This is a genomic window from Burkholderia sp. NFPP32, assembly GCF_900119325.1.
GTDB classification, from domain to species: Bacteria; Pseudomonadota; Gammaproteobacteria; order Burkholderiales; family Burkholderiaceae; genus Burkholderia; species Burkholderia pyrrocinia_C.
Genome location: NZ_FPJP01000022.1, coordinates 77,869 through 93,320, shown reverse-complemented (window position 1 = coordinate 93,320; position 15,452 = coordinate 77,869). Strand labels below are relative to the sequence as shown.

General features: G+C 62.1%; 14 protein-coding genes. 7 read left to right on the top strand and 7 right to left on the bottom strand.

The genetic code is table 11. The features are described from left to right. Positions 1-279: 279 nt before the first annotated feature. Both BT264_RS29870 and BT264_RS29865 read right to left on the bottom strand, forming a co-directional pair. The gene (locus BT264_RS29870; protein WP_072445235.1) at positions 280-1,689 is read right to left on the bottom strand and encodes a four-carbon acid sugar kinase family protein; all 1,410 of its coding nucleotides are present in this window, start codon (positions 1,687-1,689) and stop codon (positions 280-282) included. A 6-nt stretch (positions 1,690-1,695) separates the two neighbouring features. Next, positions 1,696-2,973 (bottom strand): ribulose-bisphosphate carboxylase large subunit family protein, encoded by a 1,278-nt coding sequence (locus BT264_RS29865; RefSeq protein WP_072445234.1) that lies wholly within the window; start codon positions 2,971-2,973, stop codon positions 1,696-1,698. Positions 2,974-3,103: 130 nt separating this feature from the next. Between BT264_RS29865 and BT264_RS29860 the strand changes: the two genes are divergently transcribed. Both BT264_RS29860 and BT264_RS29855 read left to right on the top strand, forming a co-directional pair. Then, positions 3,104-4,054, top strand: a complete 951-nt coding sequence (locus BT264_RS29860; protein ID WP_110281410.1) for a LysR substrate-binding domain-containing protein — start codon at positions 3,104-3,106, stop codon at positions 4,052-4,054. Positions 4,055-4,269: 215 nt separating this feature from the next. Continuing rightward, positions 4,270-5,040, top strand: coding sequence for an SDR family NAD(P)-dependent oxidoreductase (locus BT264_RS29855; RefSeq protein ID WP_072445244.1), 771 nt, complete (start codon positions 4,270-4,272; stop codon positions 5,038-5,040). Positions 5,041-5,348: 308 nt separating this feature from the next. On the opposite strand, the gene BT264_RS29850 is transcribed toward BT264_RS29855, so the two are convergent. Together BT264_RS29850 and BT264_RS29845 are read right to left on the bottom strand one after the other, a co-directional pair. Further along, a complete protein-coding gene (locus BT264_RS29850) occupies positions 5,349-6,029 on the bottom strand; it encodes a glutathione S-transferase family protein (protein ID WP_072445233.1) in 681 nt (226 codons plus the stop codon). Positions 6,030-6,189: 160 nt separating this feature from the next. Then, a complete protein-coding gene (locus BT264_RS29845; RefSeq protein ID WP_072445232.1) occupies positions 6,190-6,942 on the bottom strand; it encodes an SDR family oxidoreductase in 753 nt (250 codons plus the stop codon). Between the two features lie 143 nt (positions 6,943-7,085). On the opposite strand from BT264_RS29845, the gene BT264_RS29840 reads away from it, so the two are divergent. Then, positions 7,086-7,973: a LysR family transcriptional regulator gene (locus BT264_RS29840; RefSeq protein WP_218173360.1), complete on the top strand. Its 888-nt coding sequence runs from the start codon at positions 7,086-7,088 to the stop codon at positions 7,971-7,973. 19 nt (positions 7,974-7,992) lie between these two features. Here the strand turns inward: BT264_RS29840 and BT264_RS29835 are convergent, their stop codons facing one another. Next, positions 7,993-8,346: a hypothetical protein gene (locus tag BT264_RS29835; RefSeq protein ID WP_256260734.1), complete on the bottom strand. Its 354-nt coding sequence runs from the start codon at positions 8,344-8,346 to the stop codon at positions 7,993-7,995. A 177-nt stretch (positions 8,347-8,523) separates the two neighbouring features. On the opposite strand from BT264_RS29835, the gene BT264_RS29830 reads away from it, so the two are divergent. Then, positions 8,524-9,714, top strand: a complete 1,191-nt coding sequence (locus BT264_RS29830; protein WP_072445230.1) for a M20 aminoacylase family protein — start codon at positions 8,524-8,526, stop codon at positions 9,712-9,714. A 54-nt stretch (positions 9,715-9,768) separates the two neighbouring features. Then, positions 9,769-11,091, top strand: coding sequence for an MFS transporter (locus BT264_RS29825; protein WP_072445243.1), 1,323 nt, complete (start codon positions 9,769-9,771; stop codon positions 11,089-11,091). A gap of 49 nt (positions 11,092-11,140) precedes the next feature. Here the strand turns inward: BT264_RS29825 and BT264_RS29820 are convergent, their stop codons facing one another. Further along, on the bottom strand, positions 11,141-12,061 hold the full coding sequence (locus tag BT264_RS29820) for a LysR family transcriptional regulator (protein ID WP_072445229.1): 921 nt from the start codon (positions 12,059-12,061) through the stop codon (positions 11,141-11,143). 136 nt (positions 12,062-12,197) lie between these two features. Between BT264_RS29820 and BT264_RS29815 the strand changes: the two genes are divergently transcribed. Both BT264_RS29815 and BT264_RS29810 read left to right on the top strand, forming a co-directional pair. Continuing rightward, positions 12,198-12,971: a transporter substrate-binding domain-containing protein gene (locus BT264_RS29815; protein WP_072445228.1), complete on the top strand. Its 774-nt coding sequence runs from the start codon at positions 12,198-12,200 to the stop codon at positions 12,969-12,971. A gap of 56 nt (positions 12,972-13,027) precedes the next feature. Beyond that, positions 13,028-14,143: a succinylglutamate desuccinylase/aspartoacylase family protein gene (locus BT264_RS29810; protein ID WP_072445227.1), complete on the top strand. Its 1,116-nt coding sequence runs from the start codon at positions 13,028-13,030 to the stop codon at positions 14,141-14,143. Positions 14,144-14,363: 220 nt separating this feature from the next. On the opposite strand, the gene BT264_RS29805 is transcribed toward BT264_RS29810, so the two are convergent. Further along, on the bottom strand, positions 14,364-15,149 hold the full coding sequence (locus tag BT264_RS29805; protein ID WP_072445226.1) for an IclR family transcriptional regulator: 786 nt from the start codon (positions 15,147-15,149) through the stop codon (positions 14,364-14,366). Positions 15,150-15,452 lie beyond the last annotated feature (303 nt).

The window sequence follows — 15,452 nt, the reverse complement described above, 5'->3', positions numbered from 1 at the left end:
CGAAGCTGACACCGCACCGATCGATTCACGAATCTTGCGCACGTCGCGCGCAGGCGGGCGCCGAAGTGGCGTAAATATTCGCGGCTGAATTGCGATGCGCTTTCATAAGAGACCTGACCGACGTGGTGCAGCGCCTAGGTCCTGCTGTTTGTAATCACCGTAAAGTCGACCGTCTTCCCACATTTCTGGTTGATGCAGTGGGGTTCATGTTTTCCGTGGCGGTTCCCGCTGTGAGGTTCCACGTTACGGAGCAAGCAATGTTGCAGCATCGCGCCGGAGTCATCTCGTGGTGCCATCGCGTGCGACGACAAAAAAGTTTTGGTCGCCCATTTGCCCACCTTTCAGGGCAAGCTGAAGGTTTCGCAAATGAGGCTTTTCGGAAATTACACGGCACAGCGGTGCGCCCACGGCCAGGCGACCGTCAATCTCAAGCGCGTCAGGACCAAGGACTTGTGTGACCTGGCTGGACGTATCTCCGCCTGAGAGAACCAGTCGCTGCAGGTGAGTGGCTTCGAGGACATCATTCGCAATTGCGCCAAGCCGTTGCCCAAGCAATCGTCCACCTTGATGCCGAGCGTCGTCGTGGGTCAGTCCGCGAGCGGTAAAGTACTCGAGCATTTCGGCGATGCGTGTATCGCTCGGACCACGGGCGCTATGCAAAATGACGCTGCGCCCTTCGCTGAGCAGCGCAATCGCGCGGACGGCGATATCTTGAGCTGTCCGTTGCCAGGAATCTTCTCGAACAAGCGCTTTTGCGTCGATGGCGATTTCGGCGAAGCCTGCAGTGATCGCCGCGTCGATCTGTGCGGACGACAGCGGTGAGGCGCTCCCGGAAATGGCAAGGATCTGATTCGCCGGCGCAATACGGTCGTAAGACCGCTGCATTTCGGGAAGACTACCGAGTTCCCGCCACCATTGAGTCAGCGCATATTCGACACCAGACGAGCCGATCGTAAATACGGAGCCGACCGCCGTAGCGTAGTTGTCGAGGAGCCGGCCGACTTCGGTTAGATGACGTGGGGTCACTGAATCGAGCAAGATTCCCGAGTCGCCCGTTGAAATTGCTTCCGACCATGCCAGGTCGACTTCTTCGCGAGTACCTTCCAGACTCGGCAGCTGGAAGCCGGAGAGAGGCAAAGCGGTCTGCAGCGCCAGATGACGCAGAAGATCTCCCTCGGCCATCGGTGTGACAGGGTGGGCGCTCATAATTGGATGGCGATCGATTCGATAAGTCTTGTTGTCGGTACCGGACCGAGCGAACAAATTGCCAAATGCGCAGTAGCGCTTCAATGCCGGCGTACCGGCAACAATCGGAGCTGGATTCCGAGTGATGCCCGCCCGGGCTATCTCCAAGACTCTTCCGATGCTTCCTATCGTCGGGTCGCTATCGAAAGTCGAACAGACTTTGTAGTGAAGGATCGGAGCATCGAGGGCGTGCAGAGCTTCGAAAAGCGGTGGAAGAGACCGGTCCATTTCGGACGGACTCATTCCTCGGCTGTCGCCTGCGACACCGATGGCGTCGAATCCGCCGAGTTGCGATAGTTTTTCGGACGAAGGCGCTTTCAAAAAAAGCGCGCACCTAAGCCCCGCGAAGGCCAGGACCTCAAGAGCGTCCGTCGATCCGGTAAAGTCGTCGCCGTAGAAAGCCAGCCTCAGTGCCGCAGCTGATTGTTCGGATTTTGAGCTCATCCCGGGTCACGCCGATTGAAAGTGAGACAGCGCAGCACGCAGCGCAGGTCGGGACTCCGCGAAGGTGTTCAGGTCGATCCCTTCGACAGCTGCTTCCCACCCTTCCCGCATACTTGCAACACCCGCGGCAATTCCATGCGGATGTCCGATGATTCCGCCGCCCGCCAAATGCATCAGGTCTACGGAACCCAACTGAGCATAAAGATCAGGGGCTTGCGACGCCCACTGGCCTGATGAAAAAACGGGCATCAACGGCTGCACGCCCCCGAACGGTGTCAGGCAGGCACGGGCCGATTCGATGACGGACGCGTCTGGTTCCCAGAACTTGCTGCGAATGCCGTTGACGTGCAGATGATCCACCCCAGCAAGTCGCCACAGCTTCTGATACGCCTTAAAGGAGAATCCAAGTTGCGGATAGCGGGTGAGCGCGCCCCAACCATTGCGGTGACCGTGGATGGGCAGCTGGGCATGCTTGCGAAGGTGCTCGACGCCAGCAAAGCCGACCCAATTAATGCAAACCATCACGCAAGTACCGCCCGCCCGTACCACCGCATCGTGTCGCTGGAGCATCTCGTCGATTGTGCCCGAGATGTTGATTGCGTACATGGGCATACGGCCCATGCGGTCGGCGTGCCGATGAAGGACGGGCATGACGGCTGCGAGACGCTCGTCGAAGCTCGCGTATGTGGGATCAGCGAGAAGCTCGTCGTCCTTGATGAAATCGATGTCTGCGGCGCAGAGACTGTCGACGATCTCTGCCGTCTGTGCGGGAAGCAAGCCAATGCTCGGTTTGATGATGGTGCCGATCATTGGTCTGTCGTAGACCTTAGCGAAGTCGCGGGTTCCGCTAATGCCGAATTGAGGGCCGGGGAACTGGGCGGCGTAGGTTGCCGGCAGATCGATATCGAGCAAGCGTAGCCCTGTCACTTCTCCCAACTCAAACAGATTGCCCGCGACCGTTGACAGGAGGGTCGGCAAGTTAGGACCAATGTTGTCGACCGGAAAGGCGATCTCGATCTCACCCCGGAAATAGACACTCGGGGATCCCTTGCGTTCGACATGAGCACTGTACAGGGAGGGCTCCAGAACAGGGGAGTGCGAATCCACCTTCACTACTCGGGCCCGGGCACGGTTCTTCAGCGCATCACTCTCCCCGGGCAGCGCAAGAAACGTCCCGCTGGACTGTTCGCCTGCGATTACCTCTGCGGCTTTTGCAATCGGTACTGAACTCTCGACGAAATAGCGCGCAGTGAATTCGGTTCTTCGATGGGGGATTTCGACCATGTTTGTCTCTTCGTACTAGGTATTCGAGCTGAAACCGGGCACATGGGGCCTGCCGTGGCCGCCTGCGCTTTAGCCGGGGGATGAGCAGAATATAGATTTGACGTCTCGCGACATCAAACGATATGATTTCTTGACCCTGAGCGAAAAACTCACAATAGGCCGCTTTCGCAAGCAGTGGGCTTCGGGCCCAACAGGAGTCCAGGTGCCTCGTCTTTCATTGAATGCGCTGCGAGCTTTTGAAGCCACGGCGCGCCTGCGAAGTTTCGGTGCTGCCGCTGAAGAACTCAATGTGACTCACGGCGCGGTGAGCAGACATATACGCGCACTTGAAGACCAACTGGGTGTCCTGCTGCTGTCACGCAATGCACACTCGACGGAGCCGACGCCCGAAGGTGCCCAGATGGCGGAAGGCCTGAGCGTGGCGTTCAACCTCATCCAAAAGACCGTCGATCAGTTGAAGCCGGGTCCGTTGACGCTCTCGTGCTCGGCTTCGATCATGATGTACTGGTTGCTGCCACGCCTCTCAAAGCTGAAGAATGCGATCCCGTCGCTTGACCTGAGTTTCAACACTGGTCATGGTGAAATCGACTTCACGCGGGACAAGATAACGGTAGCGATACGGCTGTCCTCCATCCCTGTACCCAAAGGCGTAACCCCTGTCCCGTTGATTGAGGAATGGATCGGCGCAGTTTGCTCCCCGGAATACATGCGCACGAACCGGATCGAAAAACCGGGCGACCTGGCGCGCGCGCGGCTTTTGGCAACCAATACACGACCGTCCGCGTGGGCTGACTGGTACAAAGCGACCTCGACCGTACTCGAGCCTCCGCCCGATATTGCTGAATCGTTTGATCATTTCTATCTTCAGATTCAGGCCGCCAAGTGCGGGTTGGGGGTTGCGGCAGTGCCGAGAATGCTCGTCCGAGACGAACTGGACTCAGCTGGTCTTGTCGCGCCGTTCGGTTTCGTCCCGGGACCGGTGCACCTTGTGCTCTGGGTTGCTCCTCATGCCGAAAATCAGCCGAAGACAGTCGCCCTAGTTGAATGGCTGAGGAACGAGTTGCGTGAGATGGAGACATGAAGCCAGCTGCGGCGTGCTTTCTTGCAGACGAAATCTCGGCATCCTGGCTGTGACTTTTTCTCACTGCCTGATGCTTTATTATCCTTTGACCTAGCCCGCTGCGGCTTCAATAATCTGCTCATGAGATGGCGCGTAGCGCCATCATTCGATCCGCTTCCAGGCATCGGAATCGAAGCCTGCAGCGGTCTTACGCTAAAGGAGACAGCGTGGAGCAGATGAAGCAAAGCGACGCGAGCCGCGTTGCAGTGGTTACAGGTGGCGCGATGGGCATCGGGGCCGATTCGGCGGAACAGCTCGCGAAACGTGGCTATCACGTTGTTCTTGCCGATATCAATAAGAGCGCGGCTGAAGAGGCGGCGTCGAGATTTCAGCGCGCGGGCCTGTCAGTGTCGGCCATTGAGATGGACGTTTCAAATTCAGAGTCGATTGCCGCTGCGTTCGGTGAACTTGACAAAAGACATGGGCGTTGCGACGTGTTGGTCAACGGCGCCGGTATTGCGAAGCTGGTGCCGTTCATCGACTACCCACTGGACACGTTTCTTAAAACGATTCAGGTCAATGTAACGGGGGCGTTCTTGTGCTCCCAGCACGCCGCACGTCTGATGGTAAAGAATCGCTGGGGCCGCATAATCAATATCGCCTCGGTGGCAGGCATGCGAGCGGTCGGTAAAGGCCGCACGGCATACGGCACCTCGAAAGGGGCCGTTATTGCTTTAACCCGCCAGATGGCAGTGGAGCTCTGCGATTACGGCATTACAGCTAACGCAATCGCGCCAGGCCCAGTCGATACGCCGATGACCAAGGCGCTGCATAGTGAAGAGTTCCGCGCCGAATATTCAAACGCGATTCCTATGAAGCGCTACGGCACGACGTCGGAAATCGCTGCGGCGGTGTGCTATCTGGCGTCGGAGGAGGCGGGGTATACGAACGGAATTGTGCTTCCGGTGGACGGCGGATTCCTTGCGTGGGGAGCGGGTGCGGTTTGAACGGGACATGACGACGCTGGCTCGAAGCGCGTCAGAACAATCTGCTGGTTGCGACGTGGTTGTCGCTCGCCAATCGCCTTCAGCCGTCTCCGATATCAAGGCTCTGTGAATAATTTGCCCACCGAACGAATGCTCGATGACGATCATTCGACAATCGTCTTTCCGAGCACGCGAGGCGGTGGCATCTTTTAGCCGTGGTTCCCGAGAAGAACCTTTGTTAGCTTCCGGCTGCGGCTATAAGGTCTCGGGATGGATTTGTAACGGAGGGGCGCGTTCCAATAGAGCACGTGAGGCGATGGGGACGCGTCCTACATTTTCTCGGCCAGCACAGCCTTTTGCCGTCGCAAGTGCGCTAGAAAATGGGCCTGATAATCTACAGAAACGGCGCCGATCACACTAGCTCTTCCTCGGAGATTTCTACGCCAGGCGTTGACTTTGGGAACGTCCGCGAAAATTGACGCGACACCATCTGTCTCTAAGGTGTCGAAGTAGCGAAAGATGGGGGCAAAGACCGCGTCTACCATGCCAAAGGTCTCACCGTCGAAGTATGGACCGAGGCCTGGGACGTTTTCGAGTTGGACCAGCCGTTCTTTGAACGACGTGGCTTTTACTTCGGCGCTGGCATGGTCCTTGGCGTTCAAGTACCCCCACGCCTCGCCCAGGGTCGCTGAGCCAAATTCAATCCAGGCTCGATGCTTGGCGCGTGCCAATGGATTGGCCGGGTAGAGATGTGGGCCGGGTTGCGTTTCGTCCAGATATTCGCAAATCGCCATACTTTCAAACAAGATCTCTTCTTCGCCGTCGGGCTGCTGGATTTGGAGCAAAGGGACCTTGGCAGTCGGTGACAGTGCCAAAAACCAAGCCGGCTTGGCGTTGAGATCCACGTTGATACGCTCGAACGCAACTTGCTTTTCAAGCAAAACGACGGCGGCCCGCTGGACGAACGGGCACAGAGGGTGACTGATCAGAGTAAGCGAGGGCATTGTCATGTAAGGCTCGAATGGTCTGTATGCAGCGGCAGTGCACCAGGATGTTTTCCGTGTCTCTGCTCTTTTTGCTTCGCGGGAGGGGAAAGCGTGATGCCGAACGCAGCACCTGCCACTCGTGCGCGAACAGAAGACGCTTTCCCCGGGCTCCGGCGTTGCTCGATCAGCGATTGAGCATGCGACCGCCATCCACGACGATTTCCGATCCGACCGTCCAACGGGACTCGTCGGAGGCCAGGTACAGCACGGCTTTGGCCACCTCCTCCGGAGTACCGAAGCGGCCGAGTGGGATGGTGGCGGCAATATCCCTGTTGACTTGTTCGCGGTAGGCGTCGGGGATGCCGAGCTTGTCGTACAGCGGCGTGTCGACCGGGCCGGGGCTGACCGCATTGATGCGGACGCTGCGTCCAAGCAGTTCCGCCGAAAGCGTCTTCGACATATTCAGCACCGCAGCCTTGGTGGCCGCATAAACGGAGGAGCGCTCTGCGCCAACATGCGCACTGACGGACGTGTTGAGCACGACCGACGCCGGGCGAGCGAACACCGGCAGCAACGCCTGGAGCAAGAAGTACGGTCCCTTGACATTGACATCGAACGAGCGATCGAACATCTCTTCCGTCCATTCCTCGATCGGCAACCAGACGGATACACCAGCATTGAGAAAGGCAACGTCTAGTTGGCCATAGTGGTCCTTGATGGCTCGTGCCAGTTCCTTTTGGGCAGCGACGCTGGCCGAGTCGGCCCGTAGAACCGGAACCTCGGGTCCAAGTTCGGCTTGCGCCTTGGCGATCGAATCGGGATTGACTCCCGTGACGACGACGCGGGCGCCCTCGGCCAAAAACTGCTTCGCGGTTTCCAGACCGATGCCGCTGGTGCCGCCGGTGATAAGGGTGCGTTTACCTTGCAAGCGCGACATTGACTTCTCCTGTAAGTGACAACCAACCGTGGTCGACAGGGAGAAATGTGCACCTATGCCGATGTGACGATAAGATGGCTGCTTTGAATATATTTCATGCTTCTGTTGCATGAATTGGGGGCCGCGTGGACCGATTTCTCTTGATGACGTGCTTCGCACGGGCCGTCGAGACGGGGAGTTTTTCTGCTGCAGGGCGAGATTTGGGATTGGGCCAACCCAACGTCAGCCGCTATGTAGCCGCGCTGGAGGACCATCTCCAAACGCGGCTGCTGCACCGATCCACACGAAAGCTTGCCCTGACGCCCGAGGGTGAACGCTACTATGCAGATATCCGCCGGATTCTTGACGCGGTGGACGAATCTGAATCGTCTTTCAGGAACAGTGTCGATCCATCGGGACTCTTGCGCGTGGCCTGTCCCACGGCGTTAGCGCATGCATATGTGTTGCCTCAGGTTCCGATCTTTCTGGAGCGATATCCCAGATTGACGCTGGATCTTCAGATCAGCGATCGCTACGTGAACCTTGTAGACGAGGGAGTCGAGCTCGCGATTCGCATTGGACATCTGGAGGACAGTGCGCTACGCGCCAGGCGCATAGGAATGTACGAGCGTGTGGTCGTGGCCAGCAAGGACTATCTGGCGAAACGCGGAGTTCCGGACACACCTGATGACCTGCGCGAACATGATTGCGTGGTCTACACTTTGCTGTCGTCCGGTGCGACATGGCGCTTTCGTGACGCCGATATTCCGGTCTCTGGGAGATTGCGGGTCAACTCACCCGAGGCCGTTCGAGCAGCGGTCACAGCAGGGTTAGGGGTCGGGCATGGGCCGGAATGGCTGTTCGAGGAAGGGTTAAAAAGCGGTCGTTTGCAGTTAATTCTGACCGGGCACTTTGCTCCGGCCGTCCCTGTTCAGATTGTCTATGTTGCAAACAGGTTGCTTCCAACACGGGCCATAGTGTTTATTGAATTCATTTCCGACGTATTTTCAAGGATTTCGGCTTTCAACAAAATCGCATTTCCGAAGCCTTAGGGGATTGATTGCGGCGAATCTAGGAGCATCCGGCAGAACCGAAGCCCGCGAAGCTGCGTCCAGCATCTGGCTCACCGCTCAGGATTTCTTCGGCCAACAGGCCAGACATGCCGACGAGCATTTTCCGGTTCGCAGGTAGCTCGGGAACCGCAAACCCATGTTTCAACGCCACCTTGTGCATCTCCTCGGGGCAGGTGCGGGGACGGAACTGGCCGAGCCACGCGCACTCCTCGGAATTGCCACTCTCGTTTTTCCACACGATTGCGTCGCCAGCGCCGCCGAAGCGCTCGTAGAGCAACTTGTGGCCCGCTTCGTGGTATGCGGTGTTTCGGAGTTCTCTGGCAGCTATCTGCTCTTCCCTGTAATCGATCATCTAATCGAAGACTACACATACACGATCGCCCCCCGTACTAACCCTGATTAATAAATCTTATCGCGGTGAAAAATTCCGTATCTTATTGAACCAATATCGGCTCGATATAGTGGCTCGCTTTCCCGCACGCACCGTCCGCGTGCGGCTGACACGCTGACAATCAGCAGGAGCCGCTTGATGACCACCGACGTCCGCTTCACCGAAATCGAGGATCTGATGCCCGCCGCCGGCGGGTTGCGCGAGATCCGTCACCACATCCATCACCATCCCGAACTTGCGTACGAAGAGCACGACACGGCCGCGCTCGTCGCGGACAAGCTCGGGCAATGGGGCTGGCAGGTGACGCGCGGGGTCGGCAAGACGGGCGTCGTCGGCACGCTGCACGTGGGCGAGGGCACGCGCAGCATCGGCATTCGCGCCGACATGGATGCGCTGCCGATCGTCGAGGCGACCGGCCTGCCGTATGCAAGCGGCACGCACGGCAAGATGCACGCGTGCGGCCACGACGGCCACACGACGATGCTGCTCGGCGCCGCGCAGCATCTCGCGAAGACACGCAATTTCTCCGGCACCGTGCACCTGTATTTCCAGCCGGCCGAAGAGCATGGCGTCGACAGCGGCGCGAAGAAGATGATCGACGACGGCCTGTTCGAGCGCTTCCCGTGCGATGCCGTGTTCGGCATGCACAACCATCCGGGCGCGGCGCCCGGCGTCTTCCTCACGCGGCGCGGCCCGTTCATGTCGGCCGGCGACAAGGCGATCATCACGATCGAGGGCGTCGGCGGCCACGCGGCGCGGCCGCACCTGACGGTCGACCCGGTCGTCGTCGCGGCGAGCATCGTGATGGCATTGCAGACGATCGTCGCGCGCAACGTCGACCCCGCACAGCCGGCGGTCGTCACGGTCGGCTCGATGCACGCGGGCACCGCGAACAACGTGATCCCGAACGGCGCGCGCCTCGAACTCAGCGTGCGCTCGTTCAGCCCCGACGTGCGCGCGCTGCTCAAGCGCCGCATCGTCGAACTGGCCGAAACGCAGGCCGCGAGCTACGGCGCGACCGCGAACGTCGAGTACATCGAAGGCTACCCGGTCGTCGTCAATACGGATGCCGAAACGGATTTCGCCGCGCAGGTCGCGCGCGAACTGGTCGGCGACGCGCACGTGGTCGAGCAGACCGACCTGCTGATGGGCAGCGAGGATTTCGCGTTCATGCTGCAGCAGCGGCCGGGCTCGTTCGTGCGGCTCGGCAACGGCGAAGGCGAGGACGGCTGCATGGTGCACAACCCGAAATACGACTTCAACGACCGCAACCTGCCGATCGGCGCGGCGTTCTGGACGCGTCTCGTGGAGCGTTACCTGGGGCAGTGATCGCGGTGGCGCGCGGCCGGCGCTTCCGGCCGTATTGAGAAGGAGACCGGAATGATGCAGAAAGACAATCTCGCACTGCACCCCGCACCGGCGGTGGCCGTCGAAGCCGGCGCACCCGCCGTCACGCGGCGCGGCGCGATCGCGGCGGCCGTGATCGGCAACTGGCTGGAATTCTTCGATTTCACCGTGTACGGCTTTTTCGCGGTGCTGATCGGCAAGCTGTTCTTCCCGTCGAGCGATCCGACCACGTCGCTGCTGCTGTCGGTCGCGACATTCGCAGCCGGTTTCTTCACGCGGCCGCTGGGCAGCGTCGTGCTCGGCGTCTACGCGGACCGCAAGGGGCGCAAGGCCGCGCTGAACCTGACGATCATGCTGATGGCGCTCGGCACGGGCCTGATCGCGATCGCGCCGACGTATGCGCAGGCGGGCATGGCCGCGCCGCTGCTCGTCGTGTTCGCGCGGCTGATGCAGGGCTTCTCGCAGGGCGGCGAATTCGGCGCGGCGACCACCACGCTGCTCGAACAGGGCGGCACGTCGCGCCGAGCATTCCGCGCAAGCTGGCAGCTCGCGACGCAGGGCGGCGCCGCGCTGATGGGCTCGGGCTTCGCGGCGCTGCTGTCGAACACGATGACGAAGGATGCGCTCGAAAGCTGGGGCTGGCGGCTGCCGTTCCTCGTCGGCGTGCTGATCGCGCCGGTCGGCATGTATCTGCGCCGCCGGCTCGCGGACGATGCGCCCGGCGACAGCCATCATGCGATCGAGCGCGGCGTGCTGCACGAGCTGTTCTCGAAGCACACGCGCACGGTGCTGCTGCTGATGCTCACGGTGATGGGCGGCACGGTGTCGACCTACATCCTGACCTTCTACATGCCGACCTACGCGATCCATACGCTCGGCCTGCCGATGAAGCTGTCGATGTTCGTGGGCGTCGCGTCGGGCTGCGTGATGCTGGTCACGTGCCCGCTGTTCGGCTGGCTGTCGGACAGGATCGGCAGCCGGCGCCTGCCGATCTTCGTCGGCCGCGGCGTGCTGGTCGTACTGCTGTTCCCGGCGTTCTGGCTGATGAACCATCATCCGACGCTGTCGGTGATCCTGCCGCTGACCGCACTGATGCTGCTGTTCTATTCGCTCGGCTCGGCGTCGGAGATGGCACTGATGTGCGAGTCGCTGCCGCGCCATGTGCGCGCGACGGGCATCTCGATCGCGTATGCGCTCGCGGTGACGATCTTCGGCGGCACCGCGCAATTCATCGCAACCTGGCTCGTGAAGACGACCGGCAGCAAGCTCGCGCCGGCCGGCTACGTGGCCGCGTGCGTGGTGCTGTCGCTGGTCGCGGTAGCGATGCTGCGCGAGACGGCTCGGGAGTCGATGGACTGACGCGCGGTGTGACGGGCATCCGGCGCGGGCATCTGGCGGCAAGACGCGCCTACCGCCCGCGCACCATCCTCAGATACGACGCGAGCATCGTCGCGAGTTCCTGCGCGGCCGGCGTGAGCGGCACGGCCGCGCGCTGCAGCAGGCAGACGTCCTGCGATTCCGCCTGCTCGCGCACGGGCACCTTGGCGAGCGCCGCGGCGAACGGCCCGTGCCGCGTGATGGCTTCGGTCTCGAGCGCGAGGCAATCGGTCTGCGTGACGAGCTGCAGCGTCTCGAACATCCCTTCGACGGTCGCGAGGATCTTCGGCGGCGGCTGGCCATGCGCGTCGAAGTACGCGAGCAGCCGGTTGACGACCGGGTCGGCGCTCAGGTTCGGCGAGCGCGTGGACACCCACGCGTAGCCGGCCAGTTCCGCGAGCGATTGCGCGTGCATCGCCGGATGCCCGTTGCGGCAGACGACCACCGGCGCCGACGCATGCAGCGGCGTGACCGCGAGGTCGGTCGTGTCGGTCTGCTTTGCGACGTGCGAGATCGCGAAATCGATCGCACTTTCCCGTAGCCAGCCGATCATCATCCGCGACGTGCCGGTGCGCAGGTGCACGTCGACCTTGTCGAAGCGCGCGCGAAACGCGGTCAGCACGGGCGCGAACGCGTCGATCAGCGGTTCGGTCACGAGACCGAGCGTGACGGTGCCTTCGTATGCGCCGCTCAGTTGCCGGATTTCGCGCTCGACCTGCTCGCACTCGCCGAGGATCGAACCGGAGCGCGCGAGCAGCCGCTGGCCGACGGCCGTCGGCACGATGCCGCGATTGGTGCGCGTGAACAGCGTCGCGCCGAGCGTCGCCTCGAGGCTTTGCAGTTGCTGCGTGACGCCGCTTTGCGCGAGGTCGAGCGCACGTGCCGCGGCGCGCAGGCTGCCGTGCTCGACGACAGCCTGGAAGATGCGAAGCTGGGATAGCGTGAACGCCATGGGCAAGCGCGATGTCGGTGATCGGAAATGGTGATCATGATAAGGCAGCCGATGATTCCGGCGGCGGCGCGCGCGCACTACGATCGCCGGCAGTCCGGCTCATGCCGTTTGCCCCTTTTCCTGCCTCGCGTCGACCATGAAACGCTTCCTCGTCCCGCTCGTTTCCCTGTGCATTGGATTGGCGGCGACATCCGCCAGCGCGCTCGACGCGCACGTCGTGCGTCTCGGCATCGACCCGACCTATCCGCCGATGGACGCGAAGGCGCCCGACGGCAGCCTGAAGGGTTTCGACGTCGATCTCGGCAACGAGATCTGCCGTCGCGCGCAGTTGCACTGCCAGTGGGTCGAGCTCGAGTTCTCCGGGATGATCCCCGCGCTGCAGGCGCGCAAGATCGACGCGATCCTGTCGTCGATGGCGATCACCGAGAAGCGCGAGAAGCAGATCCTGTTCTCGTCGAAGCTGTTCCGTTTCAAGTCGCGGCTCGTCGCGCGGCCCGAGAGCGGGCTCGGCAGTTCGGCGGCGTCGCTGGCCGGCAAGCGCGTCGGCGTGCAGTCGGGCACGCAGTTCGAATCGTGGGCGCTCGCGCACTGGGCGCCGGCCGGCGTCGGCGTGGTGCCGTACAAGAGCCAGGACGACGTGTTCGCCGATCTCGTCAACGGCCGTCTCGACGCCGCGCTGCTCGGCACGGTGGAAGCCGATTACGGGTTCCTGCGCCAGCCGCGCGGCAAGGGCTTTGCGTTTGTCGGTGCGCCGCTCGATATGGGCGATCGCGGTGTCGGCATCGGCATGCGGCAGTCCGATACGGCGCTCAAGGCGTCGATCGACGGCGCGATCGCGTCGATGCTGAAGGACGGCACCTACGACAGGATCGCGAAGCAGTACTTCGATTTCAACCCGTACGGCGACTGAGCGACGTGCATGCCGGGTTCCCCGATTCCCCCGTTTTCATCCGTTCGAGACCATCGATGCAGATTCGCACCACGCCGCTCCTGTCGCCGTCGATCGGCACGCAGCGCACGCTGACGAGCTTTCATTTCGGGCCGGCCGATGCCGGTCGCAAGATCTATCTGCAGGCCGCGCTGCACGCGGACGAGACGCCCGCGATGCTCGCGGCGTTCGTGCTGAAGCAGCGTCTCGCGCAGCTCGACGCGGCAGGCCGGCTCGCGGCCGGGATCGTGCTCGTGCCGGTCGCGAACCCGGTCGGCCTCAATCATCATCTGCTCGGGCAATTCATCGGCCGCTTCGACCTGGCGAGCGGCCGCAACTTCAATCGCGGCTTCCTGCCGCTCGCGGAAATCGCCGCGCGTGCGCGCGACCGGCTCGGCGACGACCCCGAACGCAATCGCGCGATCGTGCGCGAATGCGTCGGCTCGGCGCTCGACGATATCGCGCCGCGCACCGAATTCGACGCGCTGCAGCTCGCGCTGCTGAAGCTGTCGCATGACGCCGATGTCGTGATCGACCTGCATTGTTCGCTCGAAGCGGTGATGCACGTGTATACGAGCGACACCGCGTGGCCGGAGGTCGAGCCGCTGGCGCGCTATCTCGGCGCGGACGTGTCGCTGCTCGCGGAGGATTCCGGCGGGCATGCGTTCGACGATGCGCATCACCTGCTGTGGTCGCAGTTGCGGCAGCACTTGCCGGACGGCACGCCGATGGCGGCCGGCACCGTGGCCGTGACGGTCGAGTGCCGCGGCCAGCGCGATGTGACGTATGAATATGCGGAACACGATGCCGATGCGCTCGTCGACTATCTCGTGTGGTGCGGCGCCGTGCGGGGCGAACGTGCGCCGCTGCCGCCGCTTGCCGCGCCGGCCACGCCGCTCGCGGGCAGCGAGCAGTTCTACGCGCCGGTGAGCGGGATACTCGTGCACCGTGCGGCGATCGGCGCGACGATCCGCGCCGGCGATCCGCTGTTCGACATCGTCGATCCGTTGACGGATGCGATCACGACAATCTCGAGCGGGACCGATGGGGTGTTCTACATGCGGCGCGCGATCCGTTTCGTGACGGCCGGTGCGCCGCTCGGCCGTGTGACGGGCACGGTGCCGGTGCGCACGGGGATGTTGCTCGGCGCGTGACGGGTGTGGCGGGCACCGTGTCCGATACGGGCTTCGCGCAATTTCGTTCTCGTCAAATTGACCGGGCTTCCGCACGTCACTAAATTGAGCGGCGCGGAGTTTGCTCCGTGTTCCGTGAGAAGAACGTTGCAAGGGAGTCAGAGTTGGCGGGCAGCTTGCGCTGCCCGCTTTTTTTATGAGCGGATTGTCGTTTCACCGATACGACAATCGAGCTGGACGCTCACCCCCGTCGCGCCACCAGTTCCGACACCGTCTGCGCGGCCTGCTGCAGCGGCCCGAGAAACTCCTTCACCATCTGCTTCGCGGTATGCCGCTGCGCGTTGCCGCTGATGTTCATCGCCGCGATGATCTGCCCGCGCCGGTTGCGGATCGGCGCGGAGATCGACATCAGGCCCACTTCGAGTTCCTGGTCGACCACGGCCCAGCCTTGCTGGCGCACCTGTGCGATCGTCGCCTTCAGTTCGCCGAGGTCCGTGATCGTGCGCGGCGTGTGCGCGCGGATGTTGCTCTGCGCGAGCGTTTCGTCGAGCGCCGCGTCGTCGAGCGCGGACAGCAGCACGCGGCCCATCGACGTGCAGTACGCGGGCAGCCTGCTGCCGATCGACAGGTTGATCGTCATGATCTTGTGCGTCGGCACGCGCAGCACGTAGACGATCTCGGTGCGGTCGAGCACCGCGGCCGAGCAGCTTTCGTGGATCTGCGCGGACAACTGCTCCATCACGGGATCGGCGAGATTCCAGAACGGCATCGACGTCAGGTACGCGAAGCCGAGCTCGAGGATCTTCGGCGTGAGCCGGAACAGCCGGCCGTCGGCCTCGACGTAGCCGAGCGTCTGCAGCGTGAGCAGGATCCGGCGTGCGCCCGCGCGCGTCAGGCCGGTAGCCGACGCGACCTCGGTGAGCGTCTGCTCCGGACGCGCCGCGTCGAACGCGCGGATCACCGCGAGGCCGCGCGCGAACGACTGCACATAGGAGTCGCCGGGTTTCTGAGTGTCTTCGGTTGTCATGAGCGGGTGGAATATCGTGCAGCCGAGAAGATAGCGCATGGGGCCTGACACGCCAACCGCGCGGCGGACCAGGCGCTTGACAGGTCGTCCCCGCACTCCCTATGATGCGTTGAACGTTCGATACACGATCTTATGTTCGTATATAGAACATTTAAGCGCATCCCGGCGGGTTATGCAAGGGGCGCGCCCCGTTCATTTCCCAGCCTTGCATGTGGCCGGAGCCAGCGCTAGCGCGCCCACTCTGATCGACCGCCGTGGGGCTGGAGTTAGCGCTAAAGCGCTGACCCCAGCCCCACGCCATGA

Coding starts and splice junctions, on each gene's coding strand:
- BT264_RS29870 (WP_072445235.1), bottom strand. CDS start 1,689: ATGAGCTCAAAATCCGAACAATCAGCTGCGGCACTGAGGCTGGCTTTC.
- BT264_RS29865 (WP_072445234.1), bottom strand. CDS start 2,973: ATGGTCGAAATCCCCCATCGAAGAACCGAATTCACTGCGCGCTATTTC.
- BT264_RS29855 (WP_072445244.1), top strand. CDS start 4,270: ATGAAGCAAAGCGACGCGAGCCGCGTTGCAGTGGTTACAGGTGGCGCG.
- BT264_RS29850 (WP_072445233.1), bottom strand. CDS start 6,029: ATGACAATGCCCTCGCTTACTCTGATCAGTCACCCTCTGTGCCCGTTC.
- BT264_RS29845 (WP_072445232.1), bottom strand. CDS start 6,942: ATGTCGCGCTTGCAAGGTAAACGCACCCTTATCACCGGCGGCACCAGC.
- BT264_RS29840 (WP_218173360.1), top strand. CDS start 7,086: ATGACGTGCTTCGCACGGGCCGTCGAGACGGGGAGTTTTTCTGCTGCA.
- BT264_RS29835 (WP_256260734.1), bottom strand. CDS start 8,346: ATGATCGATTACAGGGAAGAGCAGATAGCTGCCAGAGAACTCCGAAAC.
- BT264_RS29830 (WP_072445230.1), top strand. CDS start 8,524: ATGACCACCGACGTCCGCTTCACCGAAATCGAGGATCTGATGCCCGCC.
- BT264_RS29825 (WP_072445243.1), top strand. CDS start 9,769: ATGCAGAAAGACAATCTCGCACTGCACCCCGCACCGGCGGTGGCCGTC.
- BT264_RS29820 (WP_072445229.1), bottom strand. CDS start 12,061: ATGGCGTTCACGCTATCCCAGCTTCGCATCTTCCAGGCTGTCGTCGAG.
- BT264_RS29815 (WP_072445228.1), top strand. CDS start 12,198: ATGAAACGCTTCCTCGTCCCGCTCGTTTCCCTGTGCATTGGATTGGCG.
- BT264_RS29810 (WP_072445227.1), top strand. CDS start 13,028: ATGCAGATTCGCACCACGCCGCTCCTGTCGCCGTCGATCGGCACGCAG.
- BT264_RS29805 (WP_072445226.1), bottom strand. CDS start 15,149: ATGACAACCGAAGACACTCAGAAACCCGGCGACTCCTATGTGCAGTCG.